Source organism: Argonema galeatum A003/A1 (assembly GCF_023333595.1).
Classification (GTDB): Bacteria; Cyanobacteriota; Cyanobacteriia; order Cyanobacteriales; family Aerosakkonemataceae; genus Argonema; species Argonema galeatum.
The window spans coordinates 32344-41176 of the sequence record NZ_JAIQZM010000046.1 but is presented as its reverse complement, the minus strand read 5'-3'; the positions used below and the strand labels follow the sequence as shown (position 1 = coordinate 41176).

Sequence of the window (8833 nt, the reverse complement as noted above, 5' to 3'; positions counted from 1 at the left end):
TGACTAATGACTAATGACTAATGACTAATGACTAATGACTAATGACTAATGACTAATGACTAATGACTAATGACTATTTTGATAGAAGTTCTATAGCCGTCGTATATGTTAGGACAGTATAGAGCTATCAAAGTACTCAGCACTCAGCACTTTACTATATCGTTTTAGAGGCCGACCTTGATTTATGCTTCAGAAACTGGATCGGGCTTGGAATAACTTAAGTTTCCGTAAGAAAATCAGCCTGCTGTTGATGGCAGGAGCTATCGTGCCTACTTTTGTTGCTACTCAAGGTATTATCAGCCTTGCACAAACGAGGTTGCTTCAAAATTTACAAGTAACGTTAGGCATCCAGTTAAACACCCTAGAAAGCAAACTTAATGACACTGAAGGAAAGGTGGCTCTAGAAGCCCAAAATTTAGCAATTTTTATAGAGTCGCAGGCAGGGGATTTGAGCAACCTCCAACAGCTTACGGCACTTAGCCAACTATTATCTAATTATGTTCGGGTTGGTACAGATAATAGTTTTTACTTGATTACAGATGCCCAAGGTCAAACTGTTGCTCAATATATACAACAGGTGCGAGATAATTTTTCCAGCTATCCGTCTCTACCGAAACAGGATCTGAAGAAGCCGGAATTTAGTCCCGTGTCGTTACCCATCGGTATTAAGTTGGGGGATATTCCCATCTTACAAAATGCTATAAATTATCGACGTTCTCTCTCTGGCGCTGAATTGCTCAAGAGTGAGTGGCTAAAACGTTTAGGTTTAGAACAACAAGCAAATATTGGGATAAGAGCGCAGAAAATTGAAGGATTGCCTGAAGCAAAGCAACCTTTTTCCAAAGGAGTTTATGATATTGACGAAGGAAAAGTTGGCTTAGCGATCGTAGCGGTTCACCCGATACAGGTAAAAGGGAAGCTGGTAGGAACGATCGTTGTTGGTACGCTGCTCAATCGTAATTTTGAGATTGTCGATCGCCTCAAACAAGAAGTAGGAGTAAGTACTGCTACCCTGTTTGCCCAAGATTGGCGAATCAGCACTAATGTTCCTTATACCGATCAAACAACTAGAGCGATCGGAACACGAGTTTCTCGCGAGGTAGCAACAACAGTTTTAAATCAGAAAAAAGTTTTTATAGGCTTGGCCAATATTATTGGTATTGACTATCTCACCGGCTACAGTCCCATTTATGACCATCGGAAACAACTTAATCCGGCAGCAGCACAACCCGTTGGAATTGCTTATGCGGGGGAACCCACAACAGAAGTAGAAAAAACCTTGAATATACTGAGGTTGGCTGGGTGGGGAATCGGCGCAGGAATTGCCTTATTAGCAGGGTTAGTCGCTATTCCCATCGCGGCAACGTTTTCAAATTCCCTACAGCGGTTAGCTAATTGTGCCCAAAAAGTTGGTGAGGGCGATCTCACAACCGTAGTGCCAGTCACAAATACCCAAGATGAAATTGGGATGTTACTGGTTTCCTTTCAAAATATGACTGATAATCTGAATTCCTTAATCCTTCAGGTGCAGAAATCCATAATTCAAATTACCGCCACCACCACCGAAATCGCTGCTGAGGGTAAACAACTGGAAGCTACAATGACAGAACAAATAGCTTCCACCAATCGGGTAGCCGCTACGGCTAAGGTAATTGTTGCCACCTCCGGATCGCTGATTGAGACGATGGATGAAGTTAAACAAACAACAGCCCAGGCAGCTGGTGAGAGCAAAAAAGACTTGATGTACATGGAAACAACTATGTATAAATTGGTGGATGCAACGGGTATAATCTCCACGAAACTGGGAACGATTAACGAAAAAGCCAATAACATCAACAAAATCCTCACCACCATCGCTAAAGTAGCCGACCAAACTAATTTAATTTCCCTCAATGCGGCAATTGAAGCGGAAAAAGCTGGTCAGTATGGGCTGGGGTTTGCTGTGGTAGCCAGAGAAATTCGCCGCCTAGCAGATCAAACAGGCGTTGCCGCCCTCGAAATCGAAAATATGGTTGAACAGATGCAAGCGGCGGTTTCCAGTGGAGTGACGGAAATGGATAATTTCACCAATCAAGTGAAACAGAGCGTTGAAGTTGTGCATAATATCAGCACTAAATTAGAGTTGATTATTGAACAAGTGCAATCCTTAACTCCCCGCTTTCAAGCGGTGAGTAACAGCATGGAAGCTCAGTCGCAAAGCGCAGAGGAAATTAACGATGCGATGGTGCAATTGAGCGAAGATTCCTCGCAAACTGCCGAGTCTTTTCGCGAGATTAACAGTTCGCTGGGACAATTGAAAAATGCCACACAAGGCTTACGGCAGGAAATATCTCGTTTTAAAGTGGCTGGTAGTTGATATAGCTAGGGACTAGGGGCTTTCTTGCTAGGCTTCGACGTGACACTTCGGCAAGCGTTCGACTGAGTTTCGACAAAGCTCAACTTCCGCGCTCACGCCGAAGTCTTTGTCGAAACTCAGCCGAACGGTTTCGGGAATTGAGAATGTCCTAACCGCCTTGGCGGTTGCTATACCTACCCTAAAATACAGGTTTAAATCTTCTATTTGATATAATTAAAATATCCTTCGATATTGAACGGGGACAACAACGATGACGACTCAACAACCCACCAAGCGCCCCATCCGTCGAGGCAGAATTTTCCCAGAATATACTATACCGCCGGAAGAACTAGCACGAAGCGAAGCCGAACGAAAAGCACGCTATCAGCGAACTCGTCCAGTTTTTGAACGATGGCGCGATGAGTTAATAGCAGACCATTATAACTGGTTTATGATTATAGAACCAAATAGTGGCGATTATTTCATCGATCCCGATGAAAATCTTGCCGTTGAAAAAGCTCGTCAAAAGTACCCTTCAGACTGGCTTGTTACTTTTCGCATTAACGACACAGGAGCCTGCGGCATGATATGATTTATGGTAAATTTGGTGAGATTGGCGAACTATTTTTTGAGATTGATTTGATTGCTGCCGATGGAGATGTGCTTCCAGTTGATGTATTAGTAGATACTGGATTTACTACTGGCTATCTAGCCATAGACACCCAAGACGCACAAAGTTTAGGTTGGCCTGTGATAGTCCGCGATCGAACTATGCGAACAGCACAGGGGGAGGACACTTTTACTATCTATGAAGGAAAGATATTACTAGATGGAATTGAATACACTATTCCCGTTCATGTTGGTGCGGGAATTCCCGAACCTTTGCTCGGTTTGCAATGGCTTACAAATATGAGATTAGTGGTAGATTCCCCACAGGGAATGTTGACCCTGGGATAAGAAACCCGGTTTCTTAGTGTTGCAAGTGCTGACTATGGAATAAGTTTAAATATTTAAAATTAGCCCTAAATCTAAAATAAATCTAGGTAAAATATCTTCGCCAGAAAGCGTCGGTGGCTGTTCCAAAGAGAAATTGATAGTTTCTACATCTGTACCAGGTTGATAAATTTCCACTAACGGTGTTTGAGGGTCAATTAACCAACCCAAACGCATACCGTTGGCGAGGTAATCGCGCATTTTTGTGCGTAATTTGGATAAGGAATCAGTTTCAGAACGCAATTCAATTATAAAGTCGGGACATAGGGGAGGAAAGCGCCGCCTTTCCTCGCGGGATAATGTTTCCCAGCGTTCTTTTGTCACCCAAGAAACATCGGGAGAACGATAAGCACCATTAGGTAATCTGAACTCAGTTGAAGAGTCAAAGACTTTTCCTAACTTAGTTTGATCGTTCCAAATGTAAACTTTAGCGTTCAAGCCAGAATTTCTAATACCGCTTTCGCCACCAGTTGGGGACATGATAATCAATTCTCCTTCAGAAGTTAGTTCTAAGCGCCATTCTTGATTAGCCAGACATAGCTGATAAAATTGCTCGTCTGTCAGACCTACTGCGGGTGGTACATTGAGAGTGAGTGTTTCCATCGGTGTATTGGCAACGAGGTTAGTTTTATTATGAGCGATCGCATCATTGAGCGAGAAACCCGGTTTCTTGGAGAAACCGGGTTTCTCAAGCACCTCAAAGCACAGCTTTCGCCAAAAGTAAAGCATCTAAATCCAAACTAACCAAGTGCTGATAAACTCGATCGATCGCCCTCTTCCCCCGCAGAAACCCAGTATTGGCACCCGGACAGATAAAATTAAGCGTTTCTGGCGAAAACCGTGCTAACAATAACTCAATACTGCGAATTTGTCGCAACCAATGAAAAGTTTTCGATGTCCGCAACGGTACGGGTAAGCCTTCCAGATTAGGCAATAAGTGACGCCCAGAGAACAACACGCCACCAAAAGCACTGTAATAAAGGCAAGAAGAACCGGGAGAATGGCCCGGAGTCCAAATAACTTGGCTGTGGGGCGTAAGGCTGAATTCTGACCCAAACGTATTGACTTCCAGTTTCGGCAACAAATAAGCTTCCTGTTCTTGAATCAAAACCTTGCAGCCAAAAGCCCGCTGAATCTCCTCCACCTTGCCAATACCGCCTCGGTGGGTGATAACTAACCACGATACACCACCTCGATCGCGTAAAAATTTCTGATTTTCCTCATCCCAGGCGGGACAATCAACCAGAATATTGGTTTCATTTTCTACAATAAGATAGGCTGTTGCTCCCAACGTATCTCGATTGGGTGGAAAGGCAAAAATAGTGTCCAAGACAGCCCGTGGTTGTTTGGGCATAAGATGAATATATTGTTACTTGTACTACTGGGACTGGCTACCTACTTCATTGTGAAGCGCAGCGTGGCCGATATCACTAAAACGCCGGTCTGGATACTGTGGCTGGCCATGATGATACCGCCGTTCGCATGGACTGGGTGGATCTGGGTATATGGCAAAAATAAACCTATGCCAGTCGTTTTGATGATTGGGGTATTCGGAATCAGCATATTTTTGTACTGCTGGCTGATTCAGCGAGGGCGTAAAGACATTAAACCGCCAGTACTTCAGAGTTCGGATACCGCAGCTTCACAAGAGACGGCTAACTCAGATAATGGGGCAGCTAAGGTACGTCCCATCAATAAGGAGGAAGAAACCCAGCTGCGGGAGTGTTTCCCCTGGGGAGTCTACTACCTGCAAAATCTGGAGTTTCGACCCCAAGCGGTGATTTGCCGGGGACACCTGCGAACCAAACCGGAAGTGGCATACAAGACTATCAGGGAGAATATTGAAGCCAAATTTGGCGATCGCTTCCTAATTATCTTTCAACAAGGTTTCAACTCCAATCCCTTTTTTGCCCTAGTTCCCAATCCCCAAGCCCACTCAGACGCTAAGCGCAACAGGGAAGTCTTGACGCGACCCGGTTTGGCTTTAGGACTGTTGGCGGCAACCTTATTCACTACACTCTTAGTTGGAGCCCAAATAGCAGGGGTAACCCGGCAAGCAGTGGAATCCAACTCAGCCGTTCTGCTGAAAGGACTGCCCTATGCTTTGGCGCTGATGGCTATTCTGGGCATCCACGAAATGGGTCACTACCTAACGGGGAGGTTCTATAAACTTCGCACGACTCTGCCCTATTTTATACCCGTGCCGTTTTTTCCAGGTACTTTTGGGGCGTTTATTCAGCTGCGTAGTCTACTACCCGATCGCAAAGCTTTGTTTGATGTGGGAATTGCTGGGCCCTTCGCAGGCTTCGTGGCGACTTTACCCTTGCTGATTTGGGGTCTAGCCAATTCTACTGTAGTTCCTCTGTCTAATAAGGCGGTCATATTGAACTTCGACGCCTTCAACCCCACGTTTTCCCTATTGCTAACTTTGCTGAGTAAATTGGCGCTAGGCAGTGCTTTGACAGCAGAAAAAGCGATCGATCTCCATCCCGTCGCAGTAGCAGGATTTTTGGGCATAATCGTCACTGCCTTCAACTTGATGCCCGTGGGCCAACTCGACGGCGGTCATATTGTCCATGCCATGTTTGGGCAACGACAAGCCGCTTCCATTGCCCAAATTGCCCGATTCCTACTGCTGATAGCTTCTCTGATGCCTTGGTTGGTAGGAGTTTCTCTAATTCCGCCCTACTATTTATATTGGGCAATTTTCCTCTTCTTAATACCCATAAGCGATGAACCGGCTTTGAACGATGTCAGTGAACTCGACAACCAACGCGACTTCTGGGGTTTAGCGGCGCTGGGCCTCTTGCTGATCGTCATTTTGCCCGCTCCCAGTTTTCTGATCCATCTATTGAATATGTGAGCGTTTAGATATGCTATAATTTGGGAATGTAAGGGCGCGTGGCTCAGTGGATAGAGCATCAGGTTCCGGTCCTGAGGGTCGGGGGTTCAAATCCCTCCGCGCTCGTCTTTCCTCAATTATTGGTACGTTGTTGCGCTTCAGCGCTCTTGAAATTGGTACGTTGTTGCGCTTCAGCGCTCTTGAAATTGGTACGTTGTTGCGCTTCAGCGCTCTTGAAAATTGGTACGTTGTTGCGCTTCAGCGCTCTTGAAATTGGTACGTTGTTGCGCTTCAGCGCTCTTGAAAATAGCGTCCAAGCTCAACAACATATTGAGTTAAAACGGACTCAAAGATTAGTGGTGTCACCCACACCCGCCTGCGATTTGAATCGCAGGCGGGCTAACAGCGAAGTCAATAGCTTTGTATATAGCCCTTCTCAGGTAGATGAGGTATGACTGACAGCTTATATAACCACTAAATTAAGAGGGCTAAAGCCCAACTACGTACCTCACTTACTTGAGAACCGCTATAGCCATATCCGTATCCTCAAATCGCATCTTGTGCAAATCACTTCCAAACCCAAAAATATCCTACAACTTCTTTCTTGTAGGATGGGCGTCCCGCCCGTCCTATCCCCGTAAACGCTTAATTTCTTCAGATGTAAACGGATTTTTCCCAGCGCGTAAACTATCAATCCAACTTTGCACTTTTAATCGATCTTTCTTATCATTAATAGAAACAACAACTGCCTCCAAATCCTCAATCGCGCCTTTTTTGTTGCCAGTTAGCGCCCTGTTAATACCGCGCATCCGGCGATAATTTTGGTTAAGGGCTACAGCTTTTTCGCAGGCAAACTTAACATCGGTGGCATTGCCTCGGAAAGTACCTTGATCACAGAGATCGTACCACGAATCAGCAGATATTTGTTTTGAATCGAGCTTTTCGGCTTGGGTGAAGGCTATCATCGCATCTTTGAACTGGCGCTGTTTTACAAACCTATTTCCCTTTTCAATTAAAGCAGAAGCTAATATTTGTCGAGCTTCTTCTTCTGGTTTAAAGTCTAAGCTGGGGTCTAGTTTCAATGCGCTTTGAAAAGCCGCAACCGCATCCTTAATATTGCCATCCTTGGCTAACTTCACCCCATCCTTAACTAGATTCGTAGCTTCTTTTAATTCCTGCGCTTTTGTTTTTGGGTCAAATTTCTTTAACCTGGCATTCCATGCAAAGGCTTGATTGAACTTATCGACGGCGACATCGATATTGCCGTTTCTCGCTTCTTCCTCACCATCCTTCACCATAACTTCTGCTGCTGCCAACTTGTTAGTTTCGTTTTGGCATACTTTTAGTGTCTGCAATTCCTTGGGATTGACAATCAGGTAATAGTTTAACCATTTGCAACCTCGCTTTAGCAGTAAATCCAAGTTACCAACGCTTTCCACATTCCAAACTTTGGCAGTTTTGTCAGCGGAGGAGGTGACAATGCGTTCACCATCCGAGCTAAAACTGGCGCTGTGGACATAATTCTCATGCCCTTCGAGTTGGGCTAGTTGCTTACCCGATAAATCCCACACACGGGCGGTGTTGTCTAATGAGGTGGTAACGATGCGTTTGGCATCGGGACTAAAGTTGGCGCTGTTGACAGTACCTTGATGCCCTTTGAGTTGTCGTATTTGTTGACCGGATAAGTCCCACACACGGGCGGTGTTGTCATAGGAGGCGGTGACGATGTATTTGCCGCCATCCGGGCTAAAACTCGCGCTCAGCACAATATCCTCATGGCCTTTGAGAAGAGCTAGCTGCTGACCAGATAAATCCCAGACACGGGCTGTCTTATCGGATGAGGCAGTGACGATGCGCTGACCATCCGGGCTAAAACTGGCACTATTCACTGAATCCTGATGGCCTTTGAGGAGGGCTAGTTGCCGACCGGACAAGCCCCATAAACGGACGGTCTTGTCGTCTGAGGCGGTGACGATGCGCTGGCCATCCGGGCTAAAACTGGCACTATTCACTGGACCCTGATGGCCTTTGAGGAGGGCTAGTTGCCGACCGGATAAGTTCCACACACGGGCGGTTTTGTCTTCTGAGGCGGTGACGATGCGCTGGTCATCCGGGCTAAAACTGGCGCTCCAGACAGAACGCTCATGGCCTTTGAGGAGAGCTAGTTGCTTGCCAGATAAATCCCACACACGGGCAGATTTGTCTTTTGAAGCAGTGACGATACGTTGGCTGTCGGAACTAAAACTAGCCCTCACCACAAAATCCTCATGACCTTTGAGAAGAGCTAGTTGCTTGTCCGATAAATCCCACACCCGGGCGGTTCTGTCGAATGAGGCGGTGACGATACGTTGGCCGTCGGGACTGAAGTTGGCACTGCGGATAGAATCCTGATGCGTTTTGAAGAGGGCTAATTGCTTGCCCGATAAATCCCACACCCTCGCAGTCTTGTCTCTGGAAGCGGTGACAATCCGATCGCCTTTGGGACTGAAGTTGGCACTCCAGACATAACCCTGATGACCTTTAAGTTCAGCAATCAACTTTCCCGATAAATCCCACACCCTAGCAGTATTGTCCCTGGAAGCAGTCACAATCCGATCGCCTTTGGGACTGAAGTTGGCACTCCAGACATAACCCTGATGACCTTTAAGTTCAGCAATCAACTT

General features: G+C 46.0%; 7 protein-coding genes, 1 tRNA gene and 1 pseudogene. 6 read left to right on the top strand and 3 right to left on the bottom strand.

Going from position 1 to position 8833, the window contains the following annotated elements:
* The first annotated feature begins 184 nt into the window (after nucleotides 1-184).
* The 3 genes from LAY41_RS32670 (at nucleotide 185) to LAY41_RS28805 (ending at nucleotide 3292) form a co-directional block, all read left to right on the top strand.
* Entirely contained in the window at nucleotides 185-2356 is a 2172-nt protein-coding gene (locus tag LAY41_RS32670) for a methyl-accepting chemotaxis protein (RefSeq protein ID WP_249105579.1), read from the top strand.
* A gap of 250 nt (nucleotides 2357-2606) precedes the next feature.
* Complete coding sequence (locus LAY41_RS28810; RefSeq protein ID WP_249105578.1) at nucleotides 2607-2927, top strand: hypothetical protein; 321 nt, start codon at nucleotides 2607-2609, stop codon at nucleotides 2925-2927.
* Nucleotides 2924-3292 (top strand): aspartyl protease, encoded by a 369-nt coding sequence (locus LAY41_RS28805; protein ID WP_249105577.1) that lies wholly within the window; start codon nucleotides 2924-2926, stop codon nucleotides 3290-3292. The genes LAY41_RS28810 and LAY41_RS28805 overlap by 4 nt, the downstream gene beginning before the upstream one ends.
* Nucleotides 3293-3337: 45 nt before the next feature.
* On the opposite strand, the gene LAY41_RS28800 is transcribed toward LAY41_RS28805, so the two are convergent.
* Both LAY41_RS28800 and LAY41_RS28795 read right to left on the bottom strand, forming a co-directional pair.
* Nucleotides 3338-3931: a Uma2 family endonuclease gene (locus LAY41_RS28800; protein ID WP_249105585.1), complete on the bottom strand. Its 594-nt coding sequence runs from the start codon at nucleotides 3929-3931 to the stop codon at nucleotides 3338-3340.
* Nucleotides 3932-4025: 94 nt separating this feature from the next.
* Entirely contained in the window at nucleotides 4026-4682 is a 657-nt protein-coding gene (locus LAY41_RS28795) for an MBL fold metallo-hydrolase (protein ID WP_249105576.1), read from the bottom strand.
* A 3-nt stretch (nucleotides 4683-4685) separates the two neighbouring features.
* On the opposite strand from LAY41_RS28795, the gene LAY41_RS28790 reads away from it, so the two are divergent.
* The 3 genes from LAY41_RS28790 to LAY41_RS28780 all read left to right on the top strand — a co-directional run bounded on the left by LAY41_RS28790 (nucleotide 4686) and on the right by LAY41_RS28780 (nucleotide 6625).
* Nucleotides 4686-6191: a site-2 protease family protein gene (locus LAY41_RS28790; RefSeq protein WP_249105575.1), complete on the top strand. Its 1506-nt coding sequence runs from the start codon at nucleotides 4686-4688 to the stop codon at nucleotides 6189-6191.
* 32 nt (nucleotides 6192-6223) lie between these two features.
* Nucleotides 6224-6296, top strand: a tRNA-Arg gene (locus LAY41_RS28785).
* 122 nt (nucleotides 6297-6418) lie between these two features.
* Nucleotides 6419-6625, top strand: a complete 207-nt coding sequence (locus LAY41_RS28780) for a hypothetical protein (RefSeq protein ID WP_249105574.1) — start codon at nucleotides 6419-6421, stop codon at nucleotides 6623-6625.
* 174 nt (nucleotides 6626-6799) lie between these two features.
* On the opposite strand, the pseudogene LAY41_RS28775 reads toward LAY41_RS28780, so the two are convergent.
* Nucleotides 6800-8833 (bottom strand): annotated as a pseudogene (locus LAY41_RS28775) (hypothetical protein); the annotation flags it as partial.